Raw genomic sequence first — 25,736 nt, forward strand, 5'->3', positions numbered from 1 at the left:
TTACCTCGCCCCGCTCGCGCAGAGAGGTCGGATTACGAGGCAATCCGGGTGAGGGTACAGGTCCTGCTGCGGCGGTCAGAGCGCCGGTAAGGCGGTGACGGCGGCCTTGATGGTGCCGTCGGTTTCCACGATCACCCGCAACGTCTTGGAATCGAAGTCGATCCCGGCCAGCCGGATGCTGTTGACCTCGGCGTCGACGCGGATGCCTTCTTCGTTCTTCTGCAGGTCGGCGATGGCGGCGGCGACCTTGCGCTGCGCGTTGGTCGCGAATGGCTTCAGGTCGACCACCAGCCGGTCGTTGAGGGTCTGCTGCATGTGCGGGATCGCGGCGCGCGCGGCGGCGCCGAGCAGGCCGAACGCGGCCTCGGATTCCACCGCCAGCTCGACGTCGGTCAGCCGCAGCGTCTGCGACGGCTGGTCGAGCCGCGGCCGGCCCCAGATGTGCACGGTCGCCTCGGCGCCCAGGCCGAACCAGCTGGCCTTCTCCTTGGCGTGCACCAGGAGCGAGATCAGGAGCCGGTCGCCGGAGGCGGCGATGCTCGCGCTCTTGACGGTCACGTCGACCGGACCGGAGCCGTCCTCGGGGAAGGTCTTGCCCTTGAGCTGTGCCTCGACCAGCTGGCTCAGCGTGGTGAAGGACAGGTCGACCGGCAGGCCGATCGCGACCTGGCTCGCCATCGGCGGCACGATCGAGAGTTTTTCGGGGAATGGGCAGTTCGGAGTGGTCTGCGCCTCCGTGATCCGCGTTTCGGCCTCGATCCCCATCGTCAGGATCAGCGAGGACGCATCGACCTTCGGCTGCGCGGCGATCGCGCGGGTCGGTCGCAGCTCGAGCCACATCGGCGGCATCGAGGTGGTGCCGCCGGTGCCTTGCAGCGGGATCGAGCGGCAGGCCTTGGCCCATTGCGCGCGGGCGTTGTTCTGGAACACCGGGTCGTCGTGCAAGCGGGCCTCGACCACGGAAATCTGGTCGGCGACCGCCTTGTCGATGACAGGCTTGACCTGGGCCGGCACGCTGATGCGGACGCCGGCCGTCGACAGGCTGGTGTCGCCGAGATTGACCTGTGCCTGCAGGTTCGGCTCGATCCGCCACGACGCGCCGAGCTTCGGCCGCGCAGTGAGGGTGACGTTGCCCTTGATCTCGGCGTTGGCGTTGATGTTCTTGATGTTCACGGCGCCGATCTGCTTGGCGACATTGCCGCCGAGCAGGCTGCCGAGCGCGTCGCTGACCGCGCCGGTTGCCTTGGCGGATAGCGCGCCGGTAACCTTGAGCGTCCCGTTGATCGGGGTGGTCAGCGTCAGCACGTCCTGCGCGCCGGTGGCCGCGATCGGCCCGCGCGATGCGGTCCAGCCGATGTCGGCATTTTGCAGGATTTGCTGGACCGGGTTGTCGGCCTTGCCGCCGAAGGTCTTCGGCGCGCCACGTTCGGCAGCGTCGCGGATCGCCGACAGCGCGACCGAGACCTGCGCCACGATCGTCGAGGAACGCGGCGCCTGCGGCAGCGGCGGCAGCTCTGCGAGCTTCGGCTTCTGTACGGTGACGCTCGGCGCGAGCCAGTCCATTGCCTTGAGGCTGATCACGAACGAGACCAGCACCACCGCGGTCCCGAGCGCTATCGTCCTTGGATGCATCGGTAGACGCATCATTCCCCCGGATGAAAATCAACTTGACGGGTTGTACAGGCCCCCCGACGAGGGCGCCAGTGTGGCGGGATCAAGCTGCTTCAGGGGCGGAAGGCGTTAAGGTTGATGAACGCGGCAACGGCCCCGGCACGAAGTGCCGGAGCCGTCGTCGAGGACGCCTTTACGAAGGACGCCTTGGAGGGGAGGGGCTTAGCGGACGGCCGAGCCGAGATCGGCGCGGCGGTCGGTCATCGGCAGCACGATCACCTTGGTGCCGACGCTGACCCGCGAATAGAGGTCGGAGACATCTGCATTGGTCAGGCGCAGGCAACCGGAGGACACGCGGGTGCCGATCGTCTCCGGCGCGTTGGTGCCGTGGATGCGGTAGATGGTGCCGCCGAGATACATGGCGCGGGCGCCGAGCGGATTGCCGGGGCCGCCGGCCATGTGGCGCGGCAGATAGGGCTGGCGGGCGATCATTTCCGGCGGGGGCGTCCAATCCGGCCACTCCGCCTTCTTGGTGATGGTCTGGGTGCCCGACCAGGTGAAACCGTCGCGGCCGATGCCGATGCCGTAACGCATGGCTTGGCCGTTGCCGAGCACGAGATAGAGATAGGTGTGCGGGGTGTCGATGATGATGGTGCCGGGCGCCTCGCGCGTCGGATAGGCGACGACCTGGCGGCGCAGGCGGGCGGGCAATTCGACCGAACGGTCTTCCTCCTGCGCCTGCGGCATCGACTGCACCGGGGGCTGCACGGCCTCGGTCGGCGGCGTCAGGATGAAGGGGAAGATCGGCAGCGGAGCGGCCGCGGCGGTATTTACGAATGCGACGGTGCCAATCGCCAGCGCACCGAAGGCGGCGGCAGCGAGACGCGAGTTCAGCTTGATGGAATTGAACATTGTCGACCCCTGTTGTTTGCGCCCTGCGCGCCAGTTCCGGCGCGTCGTTGGGTCAAAGCAGTACAGGTGAGGCGTTTCAGGACGTTTGCACGAAATCGCCAAAATGGTTTCGTGCCGTTAGGGAATTGTTTCGTGCGTGTTTCGTCGCACGGTTAAGGCCAAGTTGCCGGGAAGGGGGTGTACCGCCGCAAGACAGTCTTCCTGGCACGGCGCTTGCTGTCCCAGCGCATTGTTTCGGAATGGAGTGGAAATGATGCTGGGGCACACGATCGGCAGCATGCTGGATCGGCAGAAGGGCTTTGGCCCCGGGTTCGATTTCCTCCGCATTGCACTTGCGATTTCCGTCGTCGCCGCCCACGCGCCCTATGTCGCGAGCGGTAGTGGCGACGGCGAGCAGGCGTGGATCTCCTGGTTTCCGCACTACGCCATTCTCGTGATGTTTTTCGCGCTGAGCGGCTTTCTGATCGCGGCGAGCGGCCTGCGGCTTTCCCTGAAGGAATTTCTCACCAATCGCGGCATGCGGATCATTCCGGCGCTTGCGGTCGAGATCGTGCTGTCGGCGCTGATCCTCGGGCCGATCTTCACCGCGCTGCCGCTGTCGGATTATTTCACCAACTTCGGCACTTACAAATACTTCACCAACATCATCGGCCTCGTGAACTACGTCCTGCCCGGCGTGTTCAGCGGCAATCCCGCGCCGGAGGTCAACAGCTCGCTGTGGACGGTGCCGTTCGAATATGGCTGCTACGCGCTGATGACGGTGTTCATCCTGTTCGGCCTGTTGCGCAAGCCGCCGCTCATCGTGCTCGGTGCGCTCGTGCTGGTCGGCATCGGCCTTGCGCTCGCACTCACCGGGCATAGCGCGCAATCGTCGCAACTGCCCGCCGGCGTCGCCGGCACGCTGCATGACAGGATCTTCAGCACGGCGCCGTTCCTCGGACGCGGCGCGAAGCTGCCGGTCGCGTTCATGCTCGGCATCGCGATCTATCTCTATCGTGACCGCATTCCCTACAACGGATGGCTTCTCGCCGCGTGCTGCGCGCTCTGCGCGGGCGCCGCGCTGCTCGGTCCGGCGGACTGGATGAGCCAGCCGGTGCTCAATCTCCTGATCGCCCCGGCGCTGGTCTACATTACCGCATATCTCGGCGTCTCGAAGCTGCCGCGGCTGCCGCTGGTCTCGCGCGGCGACTATTCCTACGGCATCTATCTCTACGGATTTCCGGTGCAGCAGGTGGTGCGGGTATGGCTGCCGCACGCGCCCGTGATCGTTCAGTTCGCGATCGCACTGCTGCTGATCACGCTGTTCGCCGCGTTCTCCTGGCACTGGATCGAGAAGCCGATCCTGAAACTGCGCAGCCGCTTCTCGTTCGTGGCGCGCCAGCGCCTTGCGCCGGACGACGCGGCCGGGACGCGCCAGGACATTGCGCCGCTTGCCGTTGCCGCGAACGCCGTCCGAAGCAGGCAGTCCTCCTGACGAGGAGCCAGCACTCTCGCGGTTCAGGAGCTGAGATATCCGGCCAATCCGTCCCACAGCAGCTTGGCGGCGGTGATGACCAGAATGGCGTAGCAGGCGCGGTACAGCGCGCGCTGGTCGAGACGTTCGTGCAGCCGCCATCCGGCCCAGACGCCGACCGGCACCGCCGGCACGCAAAGCGCCATCAGCATCCACAGGCTGTGTGACGGTGTGGCGAGCACGAGCCACGGGCCTGCCTTCAAGAGGTTGCCGACCGTGAAGAACAGGCTGGTGGTGCCGGCGTAAAGCGCCTTCGGCATGCCGAGCGGCAGCAGATAGATCGCAAGCGGCGGCCCGCCCGAATGCGCCACCATCGTGGTGACGCCGGAGGACAAGCCGGCGAACGTCGCCTTGAACGCGGAGCGCGGACGCGGCTTGATCTCGCCGCCGCCGAGAAACCACAGCGCGGCGAACACCAGCGTCACCACGCCCATCACGATCTCGACGGCATGCCGGTCGAGATCGCGCAGCACGAAGTAGCCGAGGCCGATGCCGACGACGAGCGCCGGCAGCAGCATCGCGAGGTCGATGCGCGACCATGTGCTCGGGCGCCAGAACCGCAGCGCGGTGACGTCCATGACGATGAACAACGGCGCCAGCAGCGCGCCCGCCGCGATCGGGTCCATCGCCAGCGACAGCAGCGGGATGCCGACGATGGCAAAGCCGCCGCCGAACGCGCCCTTCATGAAGGCGATCAGGAAGACGCCGGCCAGCGCGACCGCGAGCACAAACGGCGCGGGCAGGTCAGCGACGATGGACGTGATCATGGTGTCGTGCGAGGCGTTGTGGTGGTACTCAACATGGCCACGCGCGCCTGTACGCGCAATCGAAACATTGCTCTCGGTGCACATTGCTCTCGGTGCAATTCGGCGTGCACGCGGCCTAGCCGGCGCGCATCCGCGGCAGGCCCGGCTTGTCGCCATTGATCACGGCGCGGCGATCGGAGACGGCGTGATGGAATTGCTCGAGCGTCAGCCCGATCGCCGAGAGATCGCCGTCCTCGATCGCGCCGTCGTCGTAGCAATCGAGCGCCTCGCGCAACAGCCCGTCCGCATCTGCCTGCATCGCTGCGAGTTCTTCCGGCGTCTCGGCGCCGCGCACCCGCGAGATCAGTGTCAGCAGATTGTCGCGATGGGTGACGTAGTGCTCGCGCTCGTCGCGCTTCATGTAGTGGCGCAGCCAGGCGGCCGCCGAGCCGAGGCCGGAAAGCAGCAGGATGCCGCCCCAGATGTAATCGGAGTATTTTTCGAGGAAGGTGCGCTCGGTACCGTCGATATAGGCGGCCGCCCCTTGATGCGCCGGCAGCGCGGCGTCCTTGTCGGTGTCGGGCTTTTCGATCTTGGCCGCCGCCGGCAGATCGCGCGCGACCTGGAGGCGCAGCGTGAACAGCTGCCGGTCGAGCGCGCCGACAGTCGCCTCGCTCAGCGCATGTTGCGCGATGATGAGGTGATTGACGCTGACGGTCTCGACCTTGTCCTCGGGCCGCGCCGGCGACGAGGAGAAGATGCTGCCGGCGATCTCCTCGGACTCATAGCGCGGATGTTTCTGTGCCATCGCTTCCGAGACGTCGACCGGGAGGAAGACCGGCTCGCCGCGCGCCGCCGCCGTCGCCGTAATCGCTTCCGCCGTCACCTTGCTGTCGAGCGGGCCGACGGTCATGTAGGCATCGAGCGAGGGATCGCGCGCGAGGTCGGCGATCTTGTTGACGGCGAACTGGCTGACCGCGACCTTGTCGGGGTTGACGCCGGACTCGGTCAGGATCACGCGCAGCAGCGTGACGTTGGCCTGCGTGCTGCCGACCACGCCGACCTTGTGGCCGGCGAGGTCATCGATGCTCTTGATCTTCGCGGACCGCCGCTTGCCCTTGGCGCCCGAGGGCGCCCACAGCACGACGACATTCTTGCGCAGGATCGCAACCGACTCGGCGCTCGCGGGCAGATCGAGGTCGCCGCGCACCACCGCGAGGTCGACCTTGTTTGCCGTGAACAGCGCGATGCTCTCGGCGGACCCCTGCGTCGTGACCGGCTTCAGCCGCACCGAGCTGCCGTCGTGCGTAAAGGCCTGGGCGAAGCCCTGGATCAGCTTGACGTCCTCGCTGCCGGTCGGGCCGACCGCGATCGCGAGCGTCACCGGACGCAGCGCGTAATACAGCGCGCCGGCGGCGAGACCGAACACAAGCATGCCGGCCGCAAGGATCAGCAGCGACGAATTTCGTCGCCTGAGCCTGCGGCGCTTGGCGCCGGGATTTTCACTCTGCTCTGACATCTGACTGTCACGTTACACGAAAAACCGGCCGTTTGCCGGGAAAAACAACCTAACATTTCGATGACGTCATACGTTTGAAACATCCATGTCAGAACGTCGTGCGAGCAGAATCAAGATTAACGATTTGGATCTCCTGCAATGCGCATACTCGTTGCGACCGATGCCTGGCATCCGCAAGTCAACGGCGTGGTCCGGACGCTGACGTCGCTTGCGCGCAGCGCAGCCGGACTCGGCGCCGAGATCGAATTCCTCACTCCCGACGGTTTCCGTTCGGTCGGCGTGCCGACCTATCCGGGCCTGCGCGTGGCGCTGCCGAACCGCCGCGAGATCGCGCGCCGGATCGAGGAGGCTGCGCCTGAGGCGATCCACATCGCGACCGAAGGGCCGATCGGCTGGGCGGTGCGCGGCTATTGCCGGCGCAACAAGCTGGCCTTCACCACATCCTATACAACGCGCTTCCCGGAATATGTTTCTGTTCGTACCGGCATTCCCGACAGTGTCGGCTATGCGGTGCTGCGCCACTTCCACGCCGCCGGCTCGATGACGATGGTCGCGACCGACTCGCTGCGGTTAGAGCTCGCCGAGCGCGGCTTCCGCAGGCTCGGCTTCTGGACCCGCGGCGTCGACACCAGGATCTTCAATCCGGACCAGCCGGCGCTGCTCGATCTGCCGCGGCCGATCTTCATGACCATGGGCCGCGTCGCGGTGGAGAAGAACCTCGACGCCTTCCTGTCGCTGGACCTGCCGGGCTCCAAGGTCGTGGTCGGCGACGGCCCGCAAAGGGCGGCATTGGAACAGAAATATCCAGACGCGATTTTTCTCGGCGAGAAGAAGGGGCAGGATTTGACCTCGCACCTTGCCGCCGCCGACGTCTTCGTGTTCCCGAGCCTGACCGACACCTTCGGTGTCGTGCAGCTCGAGGCGCTGGCCTGCGGCACGCCGGTCGCGGCATTCCCGGTCACCGGCCCGAAGGATGTCATCGCCAACCATCCCATCGGCGCGATCGACAACGACCTGCGCAACGCCTGCCTGCGCGCGCTGACGATGTCGCGCACGGACTGCCGCAATTTTGCGTTGGAGCGTTCCTGGGAAAACAGTGCGCGTCAGTTCATCGGCAATCTGGCCACGCTGCAGCCGAGCCGCGCGCCGCGGCACGCCCGCCGCGTTGCCGGCCGCAGTGCGGTTCCGAATTAACAGCTCAATCGAACGAGAGACGAGAGACGATCTATGGCTGAAATCATCAAGCTGGGTGCCGACCGTTCCATGGATTTCGACCGCGAGACGGTCGAGCAGGCCTATGACCGCTGGGCGCCGATCTACGACCTCGTGTTCGGCGGTGTGTTCAGCAAGGGCCGGCAGGCCGCGATCCAGGCCACCAACAAGATCGGTGGCCGGGTGCTCGAGGTCGGCGTCGGCACCGGCATCTCGCTGCCGCTCTACAGCCAGAACGTCCGCATCTTTGGCACCGATATCTCGGAAGCGATGCTGGAGAAAGCCAAGAAGCGGGTTGCGGAGCAGGGCCTGAAGAATGTCGAGGGCCTCGCGGTGATGGACGCCGAGAAGCTCGAGTTCTCCGACAATTCGTTCGACGTGGTGATGGCGCAGTATGTGCTGTCGGCGGTGCCGAACCCGGAAGCCGCGCTCGACGAGTTCGCCCGCGTGGTGCGTCCGGGCGGCGAACTGATCATCCTGACCCGCGTCAGCGCCGACGCCGGCGTCCGCCGCTTCATCGAGCAGAAGCTGCAGCCGGTGGTGCGCCCGCTCGGGTTCCGGACCGCCGAATTCGCCTGGTCGCGCTACACCAAATGGCTCGCGGGCGCGCGCGGCATGGAGCTCGCGGAGCGCCGCCTGATTCCGCCGCTCGGCCATTTCTCGCTGGTCCGCTTCCGCAAGGCGGATGTCGCCAAAGCCGCCTGAGGCGGCCCGGCCAGGCGGCCCAGCCCGCCGCTCCTCCCGGCTGAGGTAGCGCACAGCGCATCCCGAACCGGGAGGCTACGATCTCCTTCGCCTTATCCCCGCAGACTTCGTCGGGATGAGGCAAAACCCTGCTCCGGTTGCGTCAAGGCGTCGCTCCGCATTGTCATATGTCATTATGATGATGTCACACGCGATACATCGAATCCCTGTAAATCCTGTCCCGAAAGATGTTGGGGGAACCAATGATCAAGAATTTCCTGCAAGAGCTGCGTACCCAGCGCTGGGATGACCATCGCTTCTATCATCACAGCCGGATCAACCAGAGCCTGCACTTCGTCAGCGCGCTGAGCTTCCTGTTCGCCTATGTGATGCTGTTCTTCGATCCGGTCGTATCGGCACTGGTCGGCTGGCTGGTCTCGATGACCTCGCGCCAGGCCGGTCATTTCTTCTTCGAGCCGAAGGGTTACGACCACGTCAACCAGGCGACCCACGAGCACAAGGAAGACATCAAGGTCGGCTACAATCTGCAGCGCAAGGTCGTGCTGATGGCGATCTGGGCGCTGTCGCCGATGGTGCTGTACTTCGATCCGACCCTGTTCGGCCTGTTCAAGCCCTGGGTCACGATGGGCGACTTCACCCGCCAGGTGGCCAAGATCTGGCTCGTGGTCGGCGTCGGCGGCCTCCTGTTCCGCACCATCCATTTGTTCTTCATTCGCGACGTCGAGACCGGCCTCGTCTGGATGACCAAGATCATCACCGACCCCTTCAACGACCTGAAGCTCTATCACAAGGCGCCGCTGTTCCTGATGAAGGGCGAACTGATCGATCCGGGTCTCGAGAAGCACGTCAAGCACGCCTGATCGTTGCTCCCAGCGTCTTCAAACTGCGTCATGCCCGGGCTTGTCCCGGGCATCTACGTTCTTAGGATTCTCGTGAAGATTTTACGCCGCGCTGCTGGCCACAACCGGACTACGCTCCCTCTCCCGCCTGCGGGGGAGGGCTGGGGTGAGGGGGTTGCCGCGAGTCGGAACCTTTGCGTGGAGAGAGCCCCCACCCAGATCGCATCTTGCGATGCGATCTGGCCTCCCCCGCAAGCGGGAGAGGCGAAGAGGCAAGAGCGGGGCGAGGGGGCGGAGGAACGGCGCGTTGGCTCAGCGGCCGAACCTCACGGCGACCATCTCCTTCAGGATCTGCCGCTTGATGTTCTTGTTGGTAAGGCCGGCCTTGTGCCACCACCAGCCGTCGCGCTTCATCTTCTCGGCCGCCGCGACGAAGCGGTCGCTGACCTCGGCAAAGTCGTTGTCGGTGTAGTTGAGGGTGAAGATCAGGCGGCCGGTGCCGACCCAGCTCAGCGCCAGTCCCTCGGCCCGCAGATAGTATTGCAGCATCCAGTTGTAGCGGGACGGCTCGGTGTAATAGACGGTCCAGATCGACGAGATGTTGCCGACGCGAACCGGAAGGCCCGCGGCTTTGAGCCGCTCGTTGAGCGCCCTGGCGCGGCCGTTCCAGGTCTCGTCCAGCCCGTTGTAAATCGAGCGGAAGTTCGGGCTGGCGAGCCGGCTCAGGAACTCGTCCATCGCCGTCATCACATAGGGATGCGAGTTGAAGGTGCCGCGGGCAAAGCAGATGTCGGCCGGACGGTCGTCGCGGAAGCGGCGCATCAGGTCCTTGCGGCCGCACACCACGCCGACCGGAAGCCCGCCGGCCAGGCTCTTGCCGTAGGTCGCCATGTCGGCCTTGACGCCGAAATATTCCTGGGCGCCGCCGGCGGCGAGGCGGAAGCCGACGAACACCTCGTCGAAGATCAGGACGATGCCGCGCTCGGTGCAGACCTCGCGCAGCTTCTTCAGCCATTCGGTGTAGGCGGCGCGGTCGTATTTGGAGGAACGCGAGGAGTCGACCAGCGCGGAATCGCCGGGCGCGTTGGAATTCGGATGCAGCGCCTGCAGCGGGTTGACCAGCACACAGGCGATGTCATTGCGCGTCCGCAGCACGTGCAGCGTCTTCTCCGACATGTCGGCGAGCGTGAAGGTCTCGTGCGGCGACACCGGATTGCCGACGCCGGGCTGCACCTCGCCCCACCAGCCGTGATAGCTGCCTGCGAAACGGACCAGGTGCGTGCGCTTGGTGTGGTAGCGCGCGAGCCGCACCGCCTGCATCACGGCCTCGGTGCCGGACATGTGGAACGAGACCTCGTCGAGGCCGGACAGCTCGCAGAGCCGTTTGACGTTGTCGGCAATGACCGGGTGATAGGGGCCGAGCACGGGGCCAAGCGCGTGGGCGCGCTTCTCACCCTCGGCGATGCACTCCTTGTAGAAGTCGTTGCCGAAGATGTTGACACCGTAGGAGCCGGTCAGGTCGTAGAACACATTGCCGTCGACGTCTGTGACAGTGACGCCGCTGGAAGCCTCGACGAACGCCGAGGTGCCGAGATGCTCGCGCACGAGGCGGCTGTACTGGAACGGCACGCGGTAGGTTTCGGTGAACCGCAGATCGGAGATGCGCTCCGTCACCTCGGCGGTCAGCGCGCGGCCCTTGGGGTAGCGATCCCCGTAGAGGCCGGCGAGGCGGAAGAAGCCGTCCTGGCGCTGCATCGCGATGTCCTTCGGCGCACCGTCGGAGCGGAAGAAGTCGTCGATGTCGAATTCGTAGTGCGGGACCATCCGCGCGACCATCTTGGACATCTTGGAATGTCCGGTCAGCGAGCGGTGCTTGGCGCGCGACAGCGCGATGCGGGCCTGAATTTTGGGGAAAGCTGCGGCGGCGCCGGCAAGCGCGGCGGCGGACAGCGAGAGAATCGGAAGGGATGTTTCCATGACAGAAGCGCTAGCCTCAGCACCTAACAGATTCATGACAGTCAAGGGCCTGATCTCGGCGTTCACCCAGCAGGAAGACCTCAATTTCCTGCTAACCAACCGGATTCCGCGGGCCGCGCTGACCCGCTTCATGGGCTGGTTCTCCAAGGTCGAGAACCCCCTGGTGCGCGACGCCTCGATCGCCTGCTGGAAGCTGTTCTCCGACCTCGATCTGTCGGAGGCCAAGAAGACGGAGTTCAGGAGCCTGCACGATTGCTTCACCCGCGAGCTCAAGCCCGGCCTGCGTCCGGCGGCGGCCGATCCGGCCATCATCGCGAGCCCGTCGGATGCGATCATCGGCGCGCATGGGCGGATCGAGGACGGGCAATTGTTCCAGGTCAAGGGCGCGCCCTATTCTCTGCTCGATCTGGTCGGCGATCCGGCGCTGGTGGAGCAGCACCGGAACGGCAGCTTCGTCACGCTGCGGCTGACCTCGAGCATGTATCACCGTTTCCACGCGCCCTATGATCTTGCCATCGACAAGGTGACGTTCATTCATGGCGACGTCTGGAACGTCAATCCGATCGCGCTGAAGCGGATCGAGCGGCTGTTCTGCAAGAACGAGCGCGCGGTGCTGCGCGCGAAGCTTCCAACCGGCGAAGCACTGACGCTGGTTCCGGTCGCCGCCATCCTGGTGGCGAGCCTCCGCCTGCATTTCCTCGATATCACGCTGAACGCGCAGTCGCGAGGCCCGGTGGATTTCTCCTGTGACGCGCATGTGAAGAAGGGCGATGAGCTCGGCTGGTTCGAGCACGGCTCGACCATTATCGTGCTGGCGCCCGGCAATTTCGAATTCTGCGACAATGTCGCGGAGGGAACGCGGATCAAATGCGGCGAACCGTTGCTGCGAAAGCCTTTATAGCCTTGTTTCCATCGCGCTCATCGTTTGAGCATGAAACCGGCTTCCACTTTTCGAGATCATGCTTAGAATAGTCAGGATCGTCGTGCGACGATCCTAAATCGCAAACCTGATGGACACGAGATGGCGCGGACGCCTGTTCTGGCGGCGGGAGGCATTGTGCTGCGGCGGGAGACACCGCCGCGCTTTGCCGTCGTGCGCCTGCGCAAGCGCAATGAGTGGGTGTTGCCGAAGGGCAAGCTCGACGACGGCGAGACGCCGCGCGCCGCCGCCGAGCGCGAGGTGCTCGAGGAAACCGGCCACGACGTCGACGTGCACGAATTCCTCGGCACGCTGGTCTATGATTCAGGCGGCCGTTCCAAGGTGGTGCACTACTGGCGCATGGATGCCGGCGGCAAGCCGGTGCGGGCGCTGATGAACGACATCCGCGAAGTGGACTGGCTGCCGCTCGACGCGGCGCTCGAGCGTCTGTCGCGCGGCTATGAGCGCGCGTTTCTGGAGAATGTCGGACCGATCGCGTTGCAGGCCGCGGCGCTCGCCGAGCGCGAGCGGCGCGCGCGGGCAAGGGCCGTGGCCGCAGAGCGCCGGCGGAGTCGCGAAGCCGCAGTGCCACAGGTCATCGACGAGCAGGAGGTTGCCGACGCGCCGGATGTTGCCGATGCGGCCGCCCCGGCAGAGGCGCCGGCCATCGATCAGCCGCCGCTGGCGCAAGGCGAACCCGATCCGCCGGCCATGGCGCCGCACGACGTTCCGGTGGCCGCACCCGATGCAGCTGCCGAGACCGAGCGGGGCGCCGAGACGGTGATCCCTGAACAAGCGCCGCCATTGATGCACGAGGTCGCGCCGGCCGGCGCGGCACCTCAGCCCGCGCCGCGCAAGAATCTGATCGAACGCGTGCGCGACTGGCTGCGTCGCGCGGCGTGATCATCCGCACATCTGACGTCGCGCCGTTGGCTGCCAGGCGTCGATGTCGCGCTGCAAGGCAAGACACTCGGCAAGCCGCTTGGGTGAACCCAGGTCGCGCGCCAGAAGCTGTGCCGCATGAACTTCGGCAATGGCGCCGCGAACGTCGCCATGCTGCAGCTGGAGGCTGGAGATCTGAAGCCTCAGCCGCACGATCTGAACCCGCCCTTCGATGCTGGACCACAGCTGGCGAGCGAGATGGAGATGCCGCATGGCTGTTTCATGATCCTGCCGGGAAATCGCGAGGATCGCCTGCGCTTCGTTGGTCAGCGCACGGATCGAGGGCATCGGCCAGCGATCCGGACTTCCCGAAAGTTCGCAGATCAATGCCTTCGCTCGAGCGGTCCGATGCGTGTGTGCGGCAACCAGCGCCAGATGCGCGAGCAGGATTCCGCGCCGCTGCAGCGTCCACCAGGTCTTGCCGATCAGGCTCCGCTCGAGGCTGGCATAGGCGGCTTCCGCTTCGCCTCTTGCGAGCAGCAGCATGGCGCGGCCCGGTTCCGGGCACCAGCCCAGCGTGTAAGCCCTGTCATAGGCTTCGAGCGCTGCGTCGTCATTGCCGATCGCCGCCTGAATATCGCCCAGCACCCGGTTGGCATCGCCCAGCGACCAGGGCGCATCGCTGGTCAGGCGCGCGAGCGCATCCTGAATGCGCGCCAGCGCTTCGTCGAGCGAGCCCCTGATGCCGAGCACCTCGGAGCGGTGCAGCTGGCATGAGCCCGTCAACTCCATGCCGCTGCCCGAGCAGAAATTCTGGTAGCTCCGCGTCCACTGGTCGGCGCGTGCCCAATCTCCGAACATCCGGGCCGCCCAGAGGATGTTGCAATAGAGGTTGCCGCCCATGATCGGGTCCAGATTATTGCTGGACAGGGCAACTGCGGCGGCATGGTCCTGATCGGACAGTCCTCCGTGTGTGTCGCCGAGGCATAGCCGATAGAAGCCGCGATAGGCCAGGCTCAGCGCTTCGATATTGATCGCGTCCTTGTATCTGACGGCGGTGTAGGCGGCGTCGGCCAACGCGAGTGCCTGTTCCGGCTCGCCATCGAAAGCAGCCAGTTTCGACTTCATCCATAACACCAGGGCCGTCGTCGGGGGATCGTCGAGCGTTGAAGCCCAATCCTCCGCCCGCGCGAGCCAGCCCTTTCCGATCGCGGCCTGGCCGCTTTCGAAATGCAGGGCCGAGAGTGCTATCGCGTCGACCGTGGCGCCTGCCGCGTCACCGGCCTGGCTGCGTGCGGCGACCGCGCGAACCAGAATCGGGATCGCTGCCGTGGCCCTGCCGAGGCACTGCAGGGCAAGCGCCCAATCGTGGAAATCTTCAGCGTTGAGCTGGCTGCCTTCATCCGCGCTCGCGAACAGCGTCGCTGCCTGCAACCACAATTGTCCGGCCGCTGCGCGGCGGGCGAGACCGATCGCACCGACGGTGCCATCGACTTGCTTGGGGTCGATGCGTTCCGGCTGCCTGATCTCGGACTCGAGGAAAAAGCGATAGCCTTTGCCCGGCAGATTTCGGATCGCGCCGTCCATGCCGCCGTTGCGGAGCGCGGCGCGCAACGCACTCACCGCCCGCTGCAGCGAGTTGTCGGTGACCGTCACATCCGGCCAGACGGCTTCGAGGAGTTCTTCCTTGGAGATGACCCGCTCGCGGTGTCGAACCAGATAGATCAGCAGATCGAACACACGCGGCTGCAATGGGACCTCTTGGCGCGCGCACAGCAGCACGCGTCCAGCTTCATCAAGCTCGAACAGTCCGAATGAGAATGCCATGTGTATGAGTTCGGGCTCGGCGGAAAAGGTTCAGGCAAAGATCAGACAAAGATCAGGCAATGATCAGTCCGCGGTAAGGACAGTCGGCATCGACGGCGTCTATAGCTCATCATGGCTCGCCATGAGCGCAGCCTGCCGTTCAACGGTCGCAACCGAGGAGATTTCGATGGAACTCTATGTCATTCGCCGCCCGAGCGCCTGGGCGAACATGGGCGAGCTGGAACTCGCCGGCGCAACATCCGCCAGGATCGGCGACGAGCAGATGCCGGACCGCGTCCGCTGGATCCGCAGTTATGTGGTGCATGAGGCGGACGGTCGCATCGGCACATTCTGCATATACGAGGCGCGTGACGGTGACTCGATCCGGGAGCATGCGCGCTGCGTCGGCATGCCGGGCGAGGAATTCTACAAGGTCGCGGCAACCGTGGTGGTGCGTGGTGATCCGGTCCAACCGCCCATTGCAGCCGAATGACGCCTGCGCGGCGTCGCATGGCGTATCCCGGCCAAACCTGATCCGGGGCGCCATCACACTTCGATCAAGGAAACGATTATGTCGATTTCATTCATGGAATCCATTTCAAGTCCGGTACGAAGGTATTTTTCCTTCCTGCTTTTGCGTATCCGCCGGATCGTCAATCAATCGGTCGCAGGCATGCTCGCACATCGCGAGCGGCAAGCCAGTCGCCTGATGCCGCGCGAGGCCGGCGGCCGTCAGTCGAAGGGCGCCGGCAGCCGCTGCTCGCGGCCGGTCGGCCGAAGCGCACTGCTCGGGCTCGTGATCGCGGGTTTGTCCTCACCCGTGTTCACCAGAGCGGAGGAACCTGTCGCTCGGGAGCATCGTGCAGTTCCGGCGCAGCAGGAGGCCTCGACTCAGCGTAGCAGCCACGGCTGCAGGCATCGCTCGGACTGGAGCATCGTCGCCGCATCGACCATCCCGGTCCTGCTCGACCGCCGCACGTAGCGCGCAGCACATTTGAAGTCATTGCACTGCTCGACGCCGTTTTGGCGCAACTCGCGGACTTTCGGCGAAGCCGGCGGCCTCGCCACGAGCCGCATCACATTTTCAAAGGAGATGCACATGAACGTTCAGACCGAAATGCCGACTGTCGATCTCGCCGCCGTCAAGGCGCGCCAGCAAGCCACCTGGAGTTCGGGCGACTACGCGATGGTCGGCACCACGCTCCAGATCGTCGGCGAGATGCTCTGCGAGGCAGTCGACCTGCGCAGCAATCAAATGGTGCTCGACGTCGCCGCCGGCAACGGCAATGCGACGCTGGCCGCGGCGCGGCGCTTTGCCGACGTGGTCTCGACCGACTACGTCGCAGCGTTGCTCGAGCGCGGCCGCGAGCGGGCAGCCGCGGAGCGTCTGCCCGTCACGTTCCAGGAAGCGGACGCGGAGAAGTTGCCGTTTGCCGACGCCAGCTTTGATGTCGTGCTGTCGACCTTCGGTGTCATGTTCACCGCCGATCAGCAGCAAGCGGCGAATGAACTGCGCCGCGTCTGCCGCATCGGTGGCAAGATCGGCCTTGCGAGCTGGACGCCGGAAGGGTTCATCGGCCAGGTGTTCAAGACCATCGGCAAATATGTGCCGCCGGCGCCGGGCGTGAAGTCTCCCGCGCTGTGGGGCACCGAGGCGCATCTCGGCGCCTTGTTCGGCCCGCAGGCGAGGCTTGATGCCAAGCGCAGGCACTTCAATTTCCGTTACAGGTCGCGCGAGCATTTCCTCGAGATCTTTCGCACCTATTACGGTCCGGTGCTGAAGGCGTTCGGGGCGATCGATCCGGTCAAGCAGCAATTGCTCGCCGCCGACATGTTCGGCCTGATGGACCAGTTCAATATCGCCAGGGACGGCACGCTGGTGATCCCGGGTGAGTATCTGGAGGCTGTGATCACCAGGCGGGGCTGATCTGCCGCTCGCCATCGGTCGATCTGCGCGTGGCGCCGGCGTTCTCGCCGGCGCCATTCGCACGTTTGATCGACATTGATGCGATCGCTCGGTTACTGACGCTTGTCCCTGGGCGGAGGCTTCGCGCCGCGCGGCGGAGGCGGCGCGCGCCGTTGCTGGAAGCCTGGACGCGCCTGCACGGCGGGCCGTTGCATGCCCGGACGCACGCCCGGTACGGCCTGCTGGACGCCGGGTCGCATCTGGCCGGGCGCCTGCGGCACGGGCTGTGCGGTGCCTTGTCGCGGTGCGCCCGATTGACCCGGCTGGGCCGCTGGTGATCCTGGCTGGCGCACGCCGCCCGGCGCCTGTGTGCGGCCGGGCTGCAGGCCGCCCGGCCGTGCCGGCGATTGTTGTCCGCCGGGTTGCGTCGCGCCGCCTTGGCGCGCGGGCTGTTGTCCCGCCGGCTGTTGTCCGGCTGGCGTCTGGACGCCGGTCGCGTGCGGCAGCGTCGCGCCGCCGGGTTGGCCGGGCAGCGCATGCTGTGCGCCGCCTTGCTGCTGCGTGCCGGGCTGCTGCGAGCCTTGCCGGCCAGGCGTGCCCGGTTGCTGGCCGGGACGGTTCTGCTGACCCGGCTGCTGCGGGGCGTTGCGGTTCTGGCCCGGCAGGCCGTTCTGCCGCTGCGGGTTCGGCTGCACCGGCTGGCCGCGGTTCGGATAGGGCGCGGCCGGATTCGCCCTGCGGAAGTCGGGATTGGCGCGGCGGAAGTCGCGCTGCTCGGTCACGACCTGACGGCCCAGTGTCTGCGCGCTATGGACCTGGCGCACAAAGCCCTGGTCGCGCGTGATCTGTTGCGGCGAGATCGTCAGCGGCACCGCTGCGAAGCGGGCGCCGCCGGTGCCCGGACGAATCGCAAAGCCGCTCGCGCCGCGCGTCAGCACGCCGAGCGAAGCGCCACTGCGGTCGTTGACCTCGATGCGGCCGACATGTCCGTCGGCGTCGGGATAGAGCTTGATGCCGACATTCCTGCTGGTCGCGGTGGCGCCTTCGGGCACTTCGACGAGGCCGGTGGTGCCGCGGATGCCGAGCGTCGCGGTCGGGGTCGAGATCTTCATGTCGCCGGTCTTGGCGACCGCGGCGGCGACGAAGGCCGCCGTTCCCTTGGTGACGTTGAACAGCGCGCTGTTCTGCTGGCCGCCGTCCTCATAGAAATAATTGTCGATCGTGATCCTGGCATTGGCGCGCAGGTTGAAGGTGGTGCCGTCGTTGAAGGTGATGCCGAGCGAGGAGGTCGCCGATGTCGCGACCTCGTCATTGGCAAAGATGTCGTCGCGGATCTGCAGCGGCGTCGCGGTGTTTTTGCGCGTGACGGTCGCGGTTCCTGTCAGTGTTGCCACGTTGCCGATCGGCTCCGGCGCCGCGGGCTGCGCATTCGCGGCCGGCGCCGGCGTTGCAGGAGCGGGCGTAGCAGGAGCAGGTGTTGCCGGCGTCGGACTCGGCGCCGGGGCGGGCGCCTGTGCAGGCTGCGCTTGTGCGAGCCGCGTCAGGTCCGGCGCGGCATTGGCCGTTGGTTGCCAACCGATCGTGACGCCGGCGCCAAGCAGCAGCGCGAAGAGAAAGGTGCGGCGCATCACCATCGATTCCCGGGGAGGCAGTGGGGACGGCAATTGAGCCGCGTCAGGCTGAATGCCGGATGAACGATCCCGCCTTGTTGTCATGGCGGACCGAAACGATCAAGCACCGCGCTCCTTTGCCGGAAGCGCGGTGCCTGGTCGCTGTTGGGGTTTTGGTTAGCCGCGCTTGTGAGGAGTGAGATTGAGCGGTTTCGCCGGCTTGGTCGCGGGCGCATAACTCGCGGGTTGCGCAGCCGCCGGCGGCACGTGGTGGAACACCGCCTTGCAGCCGTCGCTGAGCAGCGCGCGCTGGCGGATCATGCAGGCGGTGACGCGATCGACATCGGGGATTTCCGAGCTGCACAGCCGCATGGCGTCGCTGGTGCACATCTGCTGCTGCTCGTCGGTGTAGGCAAAGGACGCCGAGGTCAGCAGACCGAGCGTGAGCGCGGTTGCCGCCAGCAATTTGCCGTGACGAAGCGCGGAAGCGGTGAAAGCCATCATGTCCCCCTTGTGATCGCGCCGAAGCAGCGCGTTGTCGAAGCCATCACTAGGCAGGCTTGGTTTCGGCAATTCTTCGTCGCCAGGGCAAAATGGTTTCGTCGCGCGGGCCGTTTGTTTCGTCAACCACACCCCGATCGGGGGTTACGGCGCCGCGGGCGCCGCTGCCCCTTCGAGCGCGAGCACGGCCTCGCGCTGGGCCTCCGGCATGGCGCGGATGCGGCGCCTCGCGGTGAGGCGGAGCGCGGCAAAGCCGCCGAGGAACACCACGATCTTGCTCACGATGCCGAAGATAGGCATCACGACAGCCCATGTCGTGATCTCGCAGGTCAGCGCGACGAAGGCGTTCACACCGGCGGAGACGAACATCAGGGCGACCCAGGCATAGCCGACCCTGACTGCGACATCGGGCACGACTTTCTGCGCGATCTCGGGCAGGTAGCGGTTGAGCCAGCAGGGTTTGAGCATCACGATGCCGACGATGGCGTAGATCACGCTCGGCTTGAACAGCACGAAGCGCGGGTCATGGGTCAGCAACGTGGCGGTGCCGGCGGCGACGACCAGGAACAGGCTGAGCCACTCCATGGTGTCGATCCGCTTGCCGCGCACCATCTGGACGCCGATCTGCACGACGCCGAATGCGACGCCGAGGCCGACCGCAAGCGCGGTGTTGTGCGTCAGCAGGAACAGCACCAGAAAGACAAGCGTCGAGGCGAGATCGAGGGCCAACAGCCTTGCCGCGGTGAGGAAGTGCTTCATTGATTGCCAATCGCCCGCAGGTTCAATTCATTTTCGACAATGCGGCTCTTATAGCGGGTCCGGCGACCCACATGAAGCGACCGCCGGGCAGATACAAGCCATTACCTGGAGGCGACTCGCCAAACTCGATGTCCGCCCGGCCGTTGCACAGCAGCGGACATCAGGTCGTACTCGCGGGCGAGCCGGCCGCTTCCAGGTCTGACCAATGCAGAACACGCCACTGAAGGCGCGGCCCTGCGCGCGCATCGCATGCGAGCCCTCTCATCGCGATCGTCGCGTCGTGGTTGCGGCCGGAGTGAACGCAAAAAAGTAAAGCGCCCGGCGGGAGCGGCCGCCGGGCGCTGAACTCATGCCTGGTCGAATGTTCTAGAACACGCCGAGAATAATGGCGCCGACGAAGGCTAACGCGATGTACGCGGCCACAATGCTCAGCTTGCTCAGCAGAGGACTCGCGAAATCCATTGGGGAAACTCCCTCGGTTCACAACGCTGCCCGATTAACGTCAAAGTTAGCAAGGGGTTCCAGGCCGAAAAAGTCAGTCTTGTTGTCAGGCCCGCTATTCGCGGCAATGCCGCATTGCGATGCGCGGCTCAAATAGCCGCCGAATCAAGGCGTTGACGCGCCGCAAATATATTCGGCGGCGGTGCCGGTTCCAGGCGCCGGATAACGGTACCGTTCGGATGTCCGTCGGTTGCTCTCGCTTCTGCCGTACGCATCGTGAGCCTGTGTCGTTGCGCCGCAAGGCAGCATCGTCATTTGTTGTGCGCCTGTCACAAACCATACCCAGATTGCCGCCGGAATGACCGGGGCTCACCCCCGGTAACGTATTTGGGGGCGTTACGTGAAATCTGAGTTTCTGAGCCGCGCAAGCCGGCTTGCGCTGGCTATTTCTGCGACTTCGTTGGGGTTCTCCTCTCCGGCACTGGCCGCAAGCTTCAGCACTCCTCCGAACAGCACGACGGCGCAGACCGTCTCTAATAATGACACCGGCGCGGTCGCCGCCGGCAGCAGCCTGTCGGTGACGGGCACCGCGATCACCTGGATCACCGGCCTGTCGTCGCCCGGCGTCGTCATCACCAACAATGGCACCATCTCGGCGACCTCGCGCGGCATCGACACCTCGAGCAGCGCCATCAGCGGCAATCTCACGCTGATCAACAATGCCGGCGCGGTCTTCGCCGCGTCCAACGATGCATTCCGGATCAATGGCGGCCTGAGCAGCGGGTCGGTCACCGTCGACAATGCCGGCACCGTCCAGTCGACGGGCAACGGCCGCGTCTTCGACTTCGTCAACGCGACGTCGAACACCACCGTGTTCTCGATCACCAACCAGAGCGGCGGCACCATCAGGTCATCAGGCAGCGACGTGATGCGGATCGGCGGCGGAACCACCACGATTACCAATTCCGGCCTGATCGACGCGACCAATACGGCCGGGTCTCGCGCGATCCGCGCCACCACCAATCTCAACAACGTGATCTCGCTGTCGGTCGTCAACAATGCGGGCGCGACGATCCAGTCGGCGGACGACGCCATCCAGATCAACGGCGCGTCGGGCAGCAACAGCACGACGGCGGCCAGGTTCTCGGTCGACAATGCCGGCACCATCAAATCGGCGACCGGCCAGGCGATCGACTTCGACAATCTCACCTCGACCGCCGCGAGCCTTCACATCACCAACCGTGCGACCGGCCTGATCACCGCGGCCAATGCGGATGCGATCCGTCCGGGCGAGAACTTCACGATCGACAATTACGGCCAGATCATCGCCAATGGCACGATCGATCCGGCAACCGGCCGGCCCAGCGCCGATGCGATCGATCTTCAGGGCGGCCACAACGGCACCGTCAACAACTATGCCGGCGGCCTGATCTCGGGTGCCAAGAACGGCACCGCGGGCGACGCCGGCACCATCACGGTCAACAATTTTGCCGGCGCAACCATCATCGGCCGCAACGGTGCGGGCGTCGGCGGCGGCAACGCCATTGTCACCAATTACGGCACCATCACCGGGGCGATCGACGGCGTGTCGACGCGCAGCGATGGCGACGGCATTGATATCGACAATGTCCTGACGCTGACCAATTACGGCATCGTGCAGGGCACCGGCGCGACCGGCGCCGACGACGGCGGCCGCTTCAACAACAGCGAAGGCCTTGCGATCGGCGGCGGCACCATCCGCAACTACGGCACCATCAGCGGCGCCGCGGCGGGCATCGTCGTCAACAACGATTCAAATCCGGACCATTCGCGCAGCGGATCGGTGGCGCTCGACCTGATCAACTATGCCGGCGCCACCATCGTCGGCAACAACAGCTATGCGATCCGCTCCGAGAACAAGACCGGCAATGCCGCCGTCGACAACGACAGGATCGTCAACTACGGCACCATCATCGGCAACGGCACGATTCCCGATCCCAATGGCGTTACGCTGCTGCAGAACGGCACGCCCGATACCGGCTCGGTCGGTACGCTGAACGGCGTGACCTATACCGGTACCGGCTCGACCCGCTTCATCCGCGGCGACGGCGCAGCGATCCAGACCGGCGAGGGCGCCGACGTGCTGTCGAACTACGGCACCATCATCGGCAATACCGGCCGCGCGATCAGCATGGAAGGCGGCGACGACACGCTCAATCTCTATGGCGGCTCGACCATCACCGGGCGGATTGATGGTGGGGTCGGCGCCGATACGCTCAATCTGTTCGGTCCGGGCACGGGCACGCTCTCGAACGTGATCAATTTCGAGGTGCTCAACGTGCAGGGCGGCGTCTGGACCGTGACCGACGCGCAGAGCTACCAGAACGGCGCCACCATCGGTTCTGGCGCGACGCTGCTGGTCAATGGCTCGCTTGGCAATGCCGTGACCGTCAATGCCGGCGGCACGCTCGGCGGCAATGGCAGCGTCGGCAATGTCCTGGTCGATGGCGGCACGCTGTCACCGGGCAATTCGATCGGGACGCTCACGGTGCAGGGCAGCCTGACCTTCACCACCGCATCCACCTATCTGGTCGAAGTGTCGGCCGCGGCGTCCGATCGCACCAACGTGACAGGCGCGGCAACGCTCGGCGGCGCCGCGGTCAACGCGTCCTTCACCGGCACCACGTTCCAGAAGCAGTACACCATCCTCAACGCGGCCGGCGGTGTCAGCGGCAGCTTTGCCGGGCCGGTCAACAGCAATTTGCCATCGAACCTCATCTCCAGCCTGAGCTATGACGCCAACAACGTCTATCTCAATTTGGCGCTGAATTTTGCCGCAACCGGAAAGCTCAGCGGCAATCAGGCCGCGGTCGGCAATGCGATCACCAACTCGTTCAACAGCACCGGCAGCGTTACCGCCGCATTCGGCGTGCTGACTCCGGCCGGGCTGACGCAGGCGTCGGGCGAACTCGGCACCGGCTCGCAGCAGACCACCTTCGATGCCATGAACATGTTCCTCGGCGTCATGACGGATTCCTTCACCGAAGGGCGCGGCGGCATGTCTGCAAATGGCGGCGCGTCGCAATTCGCCGGCGACACCATGAGCTACGCATCGACCGGGATGTCGCGTGCGAAGGCCGCGCGCGATGCCTATGCCGCGATCTATCGCAAGGCGCCGCCGCAACAGACGTTCGAGCAGCGCTGGAGCGTCTGGGCGGCGGGTTTCGGCGGCGGGCAGAGCACCGATGGCGGCACCGCCGTCGGATCGAATTCGACGACGAGCCGCATTTTCGGTGTCGCCGTCGGCGCCGACTACCGGATCTCGCCCGACACGATCGCGGGCCTTGCGCTCGCCGGCGGCGGTACCAATTTCACCGTGGCCAATGCACTCGGCGGCGGACGCTCCGACCTGTTCCAGACCGGCGCCTTCATCCGTCATGGATTCGGGCCGGCCTATCTGTTGGGCGCGCTGGCCTATGGCTGGCAGGACGTCACCACCGATCGCACCGTGACGATCGCCGGCATCGACCGGCTGCGCGCGCAGTTCAACGCCAATGCGCTCTCTGGCCGGATCGAAGGCGGCTATCGCTTCATCACGCCGTGGTCGCTGGCGTTGACGCCCTATGCCGCCGGACAGTTCACGACCTACGATCTGCCGTCCTATGCCGAGCTGGTGCTGTCGGGATCGAGCGCGTTCGCGGTGGCCTATGGCGCCAAGACCGTTACCGCCACGCGCAGCGAACTCGGCGTCCGCAGCGATCGCTCGATCGCGTTGCAGGATGGCATTCTCAGCCTGCGCGGCCGCCTTGCCTGGGCGCACGACTACAACACCGATCGCAGCGTTGCCGCGACATTCCAGACGCTGCCGGGCGCGTCCTTCGTGGTCAACGGCGCGGCGCCGGCGAGCGATGCGGTGCTCACCACCGCGAGCGCGGCGATGAACTGGACCAGCGGCTGGTCGGCGGCGCTCACCTTCGAAGGCGAGTTCTCCGATGTCACGTCGTCCTATGGCGGCAAGGGTGTCGTTCGCTACACGTGGTGATGACGATCATTCTCGGCAGGGCGCGCGTCACCCTGCCGGGTTCCGCCGCATGGTTAAGGACAGCTGAAAACAACGCATCGAAATGCGTTGAAGAGTCTTTAATCAAATTCGCAGAACCTCCGCGCCATGACGCGTGGAGTTCGTTTGTATCTCGTCGGCTCCCTTGTCCTTGTGTCGCTTGCTGGTTGCGGTCGCGGTCTGTTTCAGACTGCCGAGCGCGAACCGTGGCGGGCCGAGGCCGAGGCCGCATGCCTGAAGTCGGGCGCGGTCAAGGAGAGCGCCGATCTCGTCCGCATTGATCCGATCTCCGGTCCCGGCGTCTGCGGCGCCGAGTTCCCGCTCAAGGTCGCCGCGCTCGGTGAAGCCAGTTCAGCTTACGGATTTGCCGACGACAGCCTGCGTCCGCCGGCATCAGTCGGCAACCAGCCGCGCTGGCCGATCAACCGCCAGCCGTCTCCGCCGCCCGCGCAGGCGCCGTATTCCAATCAGGCCGTCGGCCAGCCGAGCTATGGCAATGAGCCGAGCTATGGCAACCGTCAGAATGGGCCGGTCTCGCTGTCGGCGCCCGGCGTTCCGCCGCAGCAGGACGAGATCGATTTGCCGCCGGATGGCTCGCCCGACGCCAGGGGCGAGCGACCTTATTATCCGGGCCTGCCCTCCAATCCGCAGCGCGACAGCGCGGCCGCGCCCTATTCACCGGCACCGTATTCCCAGCAGCCGCCCGGCGCGCCACCGCCGCCGCGGCTCGGTCCCTCGAGCGGCAATGCGGTGGTGACGGTCGGCCCGGTCGCAGTGAAGCCGGCGGCAACGCTGGCGTGCCCGATCGTCTCGGTGCTCGAGCGCTGGCTCGCCGATTCCGTGCAGCCTGCGGCGCAGCGCTGGTTCGGCGCGCGTGTCGTCGAGATCAAGCAGATCTCGGCCTATTCCTGCCGCGGCATGAACGGCAATTCGCACGCGCATATTTCCGAGCACGCCTTCGGCAATGCGCTCGACATCGCAGCCTTTACGCTGGCTGACGGTCGCCGCATCACCGTGAAGGATGGCTGGAAGGGCCTGCCGGAAGAGCAGGGCTTTCTGCGCGATGTCCAGGCCGCCGCCTGCCAGCAATTCACCACGGTGCTGGCGCCGGGGTCCAACGTCTATCACTACGACCACATCCATGTGGATCTGATGCGCCGGGCCAGCCGGCGCCTGATCTGCCAGCCCGCCGCCGTCTCGGGCGAGGAGGTCGCGGCGCGTGCCGGCGGCCGTAACCCCTATGCAACGCGCGAACCTTATGTCACAGGATCGCTCGGCGGCAGAAAGCCGGCCCCGCGGGGTAAGGCGGGGGTCAACGAAGAAGACGAATTCGCCGACGAATAGGGGCGCGTCTGATACCCGTATTTTTACTGGGTGACACCGTGCAAACGGTAGCCACTTTTGTTGCATATGCTCGCTGAGTCGGGCGCACCCGGCTGATTGTTTGGGGGATAGCTTTGCAAGACGCGCCGATCATTCTCGTCATCGAAGACGATCGTGATCTTCAGATGATGGTGGAGGACGCCCTGAGAGACGGCGGCTATGAGCCGGCGATCGCAGGTTCGGGCGAGGAAGCCCTGACGCTGCTGAAGGCGTTCCGCACCAAATACAGTGCACTGGTCACCGACATTCGCCTGCTCGGCCGGCTCGACGGCTGGCGTGTGGCGCGCGGCGCGCGCGAGATCGATCCGTCATTCCCGGTGCTCTACATCACCGGCGGCGGCGGCGACGAGTGGCCGACCAGGGGCGTGCCGGACAGCGTGCTGCTGAACAAGCCGTTCTCGCCCGATGAACTGGTTGCGGCCGTGGCGAAGCTGCTCGAGAATGCCGCGTAGGCCT

21 protein-coding genes are annotated in these 25,736 nt (G+C 65.6%); 12 read left to right on the forward strand and 9 right to left on the reverse strand.

Going from position 1 to position 25,736, the window contains the following annotated elements; genetic code table 11:
* Positions 1-75: 75 nt before the first annotated feature.
* Entirely contained in the window at positions 76-1,644 is a 1,569-nt protein-coding gene (locus tag JEY66_RS13740) for a DUF4403 family protein (RefSeq protein WP_026193149.1), read from the reverse strand.
* A 189-nt stretch (positions 1,645-1,833) separates the two neighbouring features.
* The gene (locus tag JEY66_RS13745; protein WP_018273039.1) at positions 1,834-2,523 is read right to left on the reverse strand and encodes a L,D-transpeptidase; all 690 of its coding nucleotides are present in this window, start codon (positions 2,521-2,523) and stop codon (positions 1,834-1,836) included.
* A gap of 253 nt (positions 2,524-2,776) precedes the next feature.
* Here JEY66_RS13745 and JEY66_RS13750 point away from each other — a divergent pair, with 253 nt between their 5' ends.
* The gene (locus JEY66_RS13750; RefSeq protein WP_240536893.1) at positions 2,777-3,997 is read left to right on the forward strand and encodes an acyltransferase family protein; all 1,221 of its coding nucleotides are present in this window, start codon (positions 2,777-2,779) and stop codon (positions 3,995-3,997) included.
* 23 nt (positions 3,998-4,020) lie between these two features.
* Here the strand turns inward: JEY66_RS13750 and JEY66_RS13755 are convergent, their stop codons facing one another.
* Positions 4,021-4,803 carry a sulfite exporter TauE/SafE family protein gene (locus JEY66_RS13755; RefSeq protein ID WP_026193148.1) on the reverse strand — a complete coding sequence of 261 codons (783 nt, stop codon included), beginning with the start codon at positions 4,801-4,803 and terminating at the stop codon, positions 4,021-4,023.
* 115 nt (positions 4,804-4,918) lie between these two features.
* Complete coding sequence (locus tag JEY66_RS13760) at positions 4,919-6,301, reverse strand: TAXI family TRAP transporter solute-binding subunit (RefSeq protein ID WP_016841640.1); 1,383 nt, start codon at positions 6,299-6,301, stop codon at positions 4,919-4,921.
* A gap of 138 nt (positions 6,302-6,439) precedes the next feature.
* On the opposite strand from JEY66_RS13760, the gene JEY66_RS13765 reads away from it, so the two are divergent.
* From JEY66_RS13765 to JEY66_RS13775, 3 genes are all read left to right on the forward strand, one after another.
* Positions 6,440-7,495, forward strand: coding sequence for a glycosyltransferase family 4 protein (locus JEY66_RS13765; RefSeq protein WP_016841639.1), 1,056 nt, complete (start codon positions 6,440-6,442; stop codon positions 7,493-7,495).
* Between the two features lie 33 nt (positions 7,496-7,528).
* Positions 7,529-8,218: a class I SAM-dependent methyltransferase gene (locus JEY66_RS13770; RefSeq protein WP_018273037.1), complete on the forward strand. Its 690-nt coding sequence runs from the start codon at positions 7,529-7,531 to the stop codon at positions 8,216-8,218.
* A gap of 242 nt (positions 8,219-8,460) precedes the next feature.
* A complete protein-coding gene (locus tag JEY66_RS13775) occupies positions 8,461-9,078 on the forward strand; it encodes a hypothetical protein (protein ID WP_016841638.1) in 618 nt (205 codons plus the stop codon).
* A 291-nt stretch (positions 9,079-9,369) separates the two neighbouring features.
* Here JEY66_RS13775 and JEY66_RS13780 read toward each other — a convergent pair whose 3' ends face one another.
* Positions 9,370-11,034 carry an aminotransferase class III-fold pyridoxal phosphate-dependent enzyme gene (locus JEY66_RS13780; protein WP_016841637.1) on the reverse strand — a complete coding sequence of 555 codons (1,665 nt, stop codon included), beginning with the start codon at positions 11,032-11,034 and terminating at the stop codon, positions 9,370-9,372.
* A 34-nt stretch (positions 11,035-11,068) separates the two neighbouring features.
* Here JEY66_RS13780 and asd point away from each other — a divergent pair, with 34 nt between their 5' ends.
* A complete protein-coding gene (gene asd / locus JEY66_RS13785) occupies positions 11,069-11,935 on the forward strand; it encodes an archaetidylserine decarboxylase (protein WP_016841636.1) in 867 nt (288 codons plus the stop codon).
* 120 nt (positions 11,936-12,055) lie between these two features.
* A complete protein-coding gene (locus tag JEY66_RS13790; RefSeq protein ID WP_018273036.1) occupies positions 12,056-12,856 on the forward strand; it encodes an NUDIX hydrolase in 801 nt (266 codons plus the stop codon).
* Here the strand turns inward: JEY66_RS13790 and JEY66_RS13795 are convergent, their stop codons facing one another.
* Complete coding sequence (locus JEY66_RS13795; RefSeq protein WP_016841630.1) at positions 12,857-14,662, reverse strand: winged helix-turn-helix domain-containing protein; 1,806 nt, start codon at positions 14,660-14,662, stop codon at positions 12,857-12,859.
* 166 nt (positions 14,663-14,828) lie between these two features.
* Here JEY66_RS13795 and JEY66_RS13800 point away from each other — a divergent pair, with 166 nt between their 5' ends.
* From JEY66_RS13800 to JEY66_RS13810, 3 genes are all read left to right on the forward strand, one after another.
* Positions 14,829-15,134 (forward strand): nickel-binding protein, encoded by a 306-nt coding sequence (locus tag JEY66_RS13800; RefSeq protein ID WP_018273035.1) that lies wholly within the window; start codon positions 14,829-14,831, stop codon positions 15,132-15,134.
* Positions 15,135-15,212: 78 nt separating this feature from the next.
* Positions 15,213-15,623, forward strand: a complete 411-nt coding sequence (locus tag JEY66_RS13805) for a hypothetical protein (RefSeq protein WP_075969278.1) — start codon at positions 15,213-15,215, stop codon at positions 15,621-15,623.
* Between the two features lie 117 nt (positions 15,624-15,740).
* Positions 15,741-16,568 (forward strand): class I SAM-dependent methyltransferase, encoded by an 828-nt coding sequence (locus tag JEY66_RS13810; protein WP_026193147.1) that lies wholly within the window; start codon positions 15,741-15,743, stop codon positions 16,566-16,568.
* Between the two features lie 92 nt (positions 16,569-16,660).
* On the opposite strand, the gene JEY66_RS13815 is transcribed toward JEY66_RS13810, so the two are convergent.
* The 3 genes from JEY66_RS13815 to JEY66_RS13825 all read right to left on the reverse strand — a co-directional run bounded on the left by JEY66_RS13815 (position 16,661) and on the right by JEY66_RS13825 (position 19,417).
* Positions 16,661-18,175, reverse strand: coding sequence for a FecR domain-containing protein (locus tag JEY66_RS13815; RefSeq protein WP_370144321.1), 1,515 nt, complete (start codon positions 18,173-18,175; stop codon positions 16,661-16,663).
* Positions 18,176-18,334: 159 nt separating this feature from the next.
* Positions 18,335-18,661, reverse strand: a complete 327-nt coding sequence (locus JEY66_RS13820; protein WP_063709277.1) for a hypothetical protein — start codon at positions 18,659-18,661, stop codon at positions 18,335-18,337.
* A 141-nt stretch (positions 18,662-18,802) separates the two neighbouring features.
* Entirely contained in the window at positions 18,803-19,417 is a 615-nt protein-coding gene (locus JEY66_RS13825) for an inner membrane-spanning protein YciB (RefSeq protein ID WP_016845807.1), read from the reverse strand.
* Between the two features lie 841 nt (positions 19,418-20,258).
* On the opposite strand from JEY66_RS13825, the gene JEY66_RS13835 reads away from it, so the two are divergent.
* The 3 genes from JEY66_RS13835 (at position 20,259) to JEY66_RS13845 (ending at position 25,732) form a co-directional block, all read left to right on the forward strand.
* Entirely contained in the window at positions 20,259-23,879 is a 3,621-nt protein-coding gene (locus JEY66_RS13835) for an autotransporter domain-containing protein (protein WP_244620841.1), read from the forward strand.
* Between the two features lie 126 nt (positions 23,880-24,005).
* Positions 24,006-25,241 carry an extensin-like domain-containing protein gene (locus JEY66_RS13840; RefSeq protein ID WP_026193146.1) on the forward strand — a complete coding sequence of 412 codons (1,236 nt, stop codon included), beginning with the start codon at positions 24,006-24,008 and terminating at the stop codon, positions 25,239-25,241.
* 113 nt (positions 25,242-25,354) lie between these two features.
* Positions 25,355-25,732, forward strand: coding sequence for a response regulator (locus tag JEY66_RS13845; RefSeq protein WP_016845813.1), 378 nt, complete (start codon positions 25,355-25,357; stop codon positions 25,730-25,732).
* The last annotated feature ends 4 nt before the right edge of the window (positions 25,733-25,736 follow it).

The sequence above is a fragment of the Bradyrhizobium elkanii USDA 76 genome (assembly GCF_023278185.1).
Classification (GTDB): domain Bacteria; phylum Pseudomonadota; class Alphaproteobacteria; order Rhizobiales; family Xanthobacteraceae; genus Bradyrhizobium; species Bradyrhizobium elkanii.

Bases quoted from the DNA above. Each gene is read 5' to 3' on its own strand.
- JEY66_RS13825 (WP_016845807.1), bottom strand. From the start codon at position 19,417: ATGAAGCACTTCCTCACCGCGGCAAGGCTGTTGGCCCTCGATCTCGCC.
- JEY66_RS13740 (WP_026193149.1), bottom strand. From the start codon at position 1,644: ATGCGTCTACCGATGCATCCAAGGACGATAGCGCTCGGGACCGCGGTG.
- JEY66_RS13770 (WP_018273037.1), top strand. From the start codon at position 7,529: ATGGCTGAAATCATCAAGCTGGGTGCCGACCGTTCCATGGATTTCGAC.
- JEY66_RS13745 (WP_018273039.1), bottom strand. From the start codon at position 2,523: ATGTTCAATTCCATCAAGCTGAACTCGCGTCTCGCTGCCGCCGCCTTC.
- JEY66_RS13750 (WP_240536893.1), top strand. From the start codon at position 2,777: ATGCTGGGGCACACGATCGGCAGCATGCTGGATCGGCAGAAGGGCTTT.
- JEY66_RS13760 (WP_016841640.1), bottom strand. From the start codon at position 6,301: ATGTCAGAGCAGAGTGAAAATCCCGGCGCCAAGCGCCGCAGGCTCAGG.
- JEY66_RS13840 (WP_026193146.1), top strand. From the start codon at position 24,006: ATGACGCGTGGAGTTCGTTTGTATCTCGTCGGCTCCCTTGTCCTTGTG.
- JEY66_RS13815 (WP_370144321.1), bottom strand. From the start codon at position 18,175: ATGCGCCGCACCTTTCTCTTCGCGCTGCTGCTTGGCGCCGGCGTCACG.
- JEY66_RS13790 (WP_018273036.1), top strand. From the start codon at position 12,056: ATGGCGCGGACGCCTGTTCTGGCGGCGGGAGGCATTGTGCTGCGGCGG.
- asd (WP_016841636.1), top strand. From the start codon at position 11,069: ATGACAGTCAAGGGCCTGATCTCGGCGTTCACCCAGCAGGAAGACCTC.
- JEY66_RS13765 (WP_016841639.1), top strand. From the start codon at position 6,440: ATGCGCATACTCGTTGCGACCGATGCCTGGCATCCGCAAGTCAACGGC.
- JEY66_RS13795 (WP_016841630.1), bottom strand. From the start codon at position 14,662: ATGGCATTCTCATTCGGACTGTTCGAGCTTGATGAAGCTGGACGCGTG.
- JEY66_RS13775 (WP_016841638.1), top strand. From the start codon at position 8,461: ATGATCAAGAATTTCCTGCAAGAGCTGCGTACCCAGCGCTGGGATGAC.
- JEY66_RS13780 (WP_016841637.1), bottom strand. From the start codon at position 11,034: ATGGAAACATCCCTTCCGATTCTCTCGCTGTCCGCCGCCGCGCTTGCC.
- JEY66_RS13755 (WP_026193148.1), bottom strand. From the start codon at position 4,803: ATGATCACGTCCATCGTCGCTGACCTGCCCGCGCCGTTTGTGCTCGCG.
- JEY66_RS13820 (WP_063709277.1), bottom strand. From the start codon at position 18,661: ATGATGGCTTTCACCGCTTCCGCGCTTCGTCACGGCAAATTGCTGGCG.
- JEY66_RS13800 (WP_018273035.1), top strand. From the start codon at position 14,829: ATGGAACTCTATGTCATTCGCCGCCCGAGCGCCTGGGCGAACATGGGC.
- JEY66_RS13810 (WP_026193147.1), top strand. From the start codon at position 15,741: ATGAACGTTCAGACCGAAATGCCGACTGTCGATCTCGCCGCCGTCAAG.
- JEY66_RS13805 (WP_075969278.1), top strand. From the start codon at position 15,213: ATGTCGATTTCATTCATGGAATCCATTTCAAGTCCGGTACGAAGGTAT.